1 protein-coding gene and 1 pseudogene are annotated in these 1224 nt (G+C 62.2%); one reads left to right on the top strand and one right to left on the bottom strand.

Annotation, left to right across the window (positions count from 1 at the left end; genetic code table 11):
• Positions 1-176: pseudogene (locus BFP96_RS28745) on the bottom strand (energy transducer TonB); the annotation flags it as partial.
• A gap of 96 nt (positions 177-272) precedes the next feature.
• On the opposite strand from BFP96_RS28745, the gene BFP96_RS03800 reads away from it, so the two are divergent.
• Positions 273-1055 carry a class I SAM-dependent methyltransferase gene (locus BFP96_RS03800; RefSeq protein ID WP_065935616.1) on the top strand — a complete coding sequence of 261 codons (783 nt, stop codon included), beginning with the start codon at positions 273-275 and terminating at the stop codon, positions 1053-1055.
• The last annotated feature ends 169 nt before the right edge of the window (positions 1056-1224 follow it).

The following is a 1224-nucleotide window of genomic DNA, read 5'->3' as shown; positions in this document are numbered from 1 at the left end:
GGTGCAGGCGCCGTGGCGGCCAGCGCGCCCGGCGTAGCGCCGAGCTGTTCGGCCAGGGCTCGGGCGAAGAAGTCCTGCCACACATGACTCACCCCGGCCAGCGCTTGAGTATTGCGCAGGCCGTAGTGGTTGTGGGTCGGCAGTACACCGATGGTTAGGGGAAGAATGTCTGACATTTTTTTCGGTCGACGCTCAGCTCTGGCAAAATACCTGACTGTTGTTTTTATCGGCCGGTATTGGCCGATCCTTAATATTTTCGAGCGTAGCGATTGATGAGTGAACAACCAGCGGCCAGCCGCATTCGGGTCGAGGCCTTGGCCGAAGAATTCCAGGCCCGCGCCGCGCAGTGGGCTGCGCTGTTGGGCTTGCCTGTGCAACGCGATGAGGCGGATTTTTCCCTGCAGGTCGGCGAACAAGGCCTGCAATTGCAACAGCTCGGACCGGACGCACCGGGCCCGGTGCGGGTCGACTTTGTCGAAGGCGGCGCGGCGCACCGGCGTCTATATGGCGGTGGCAGCGGGCAGATGATCGCCAAGGCCGTGGGCGTCGCCCAAGGCGTGCGTCCCCGTGTACTGGACGCCACGGCCGGGCTGGGCAAGGATGCGTTCGTGCTGGCAAGCCTGGGCTGTGAGATGAGCCTGATCGAGCGCCAGCCATTGATTGGTGCCTTGCTGGAAGACGGCCTGGCACGCGCTGCGCAGGATTTTGACGTGGCGCCGATCGTGGCGCGCATGACGCTGCTCAAGGGCAACGCCATTGAAGTGATGCTCAATTGGGCAGGCGAGCCGCCGCAAGTGATCTACCTGGACCCAATGTTCCCGCACCGCGAGAAAACCGCCCTCGTGAAGAAGGAAATGCGCCTGTTCCGGCCACTGGTCGGTGATGACCTGGATGCACCGGCATTGCTCGCGGCGGCCCTCGCCCTGGCCAGCCATCGCGTAGTGGTCAAACGCCCGCGCAAGGCGCCGTGCATTGACGGGCCCAAGCCGAGCCATGCGCTGGAGGGCAAGTCCAGTCGTTATGATATTTATCCCAAGAAGGCGCTTAAGGTTTAGGCTGCGAGCTGCAAGCTGCAAGCAAAGGCGCCTTTCACTTGCAGTTTGCAGGTACCTACACAACTCAGCAGCGCCCAACCGTAACCACGATGCGAAGCGAGTCGCTCTTGATCTTGATCTGCTTTTGATCTCAGGCGCCCCGTTAAACCACGCTGGCCGAACGCAGGCT

Origin of the sequence: Pseudomonas sp. 34 E 7 (assembly GCF_900005715.1) — a bacterium.
GTDB classification, from domain to species: domain Bacteria; phylum Pseudomonadota; class Gammaproteobacteria; order Pseudomonadales; family Pseudomonadaceae; genus Aquipseudomonas; species Aquipseudomonas orientalis_A.
Note: the sequence above shows the minus strand (reverse complement) of the source record. Positions and strands in the feature narration are given on the sequence as shown.

Coding starts and splice junctions, on each gene's coding strand:
- BFP96_RS03800 (WP_065935616.1), top strand. CDS start 273: ATGAGTGAACAACCAGCGGCCAGCCGCATTCGGGTCGAGGCCTTGGCC.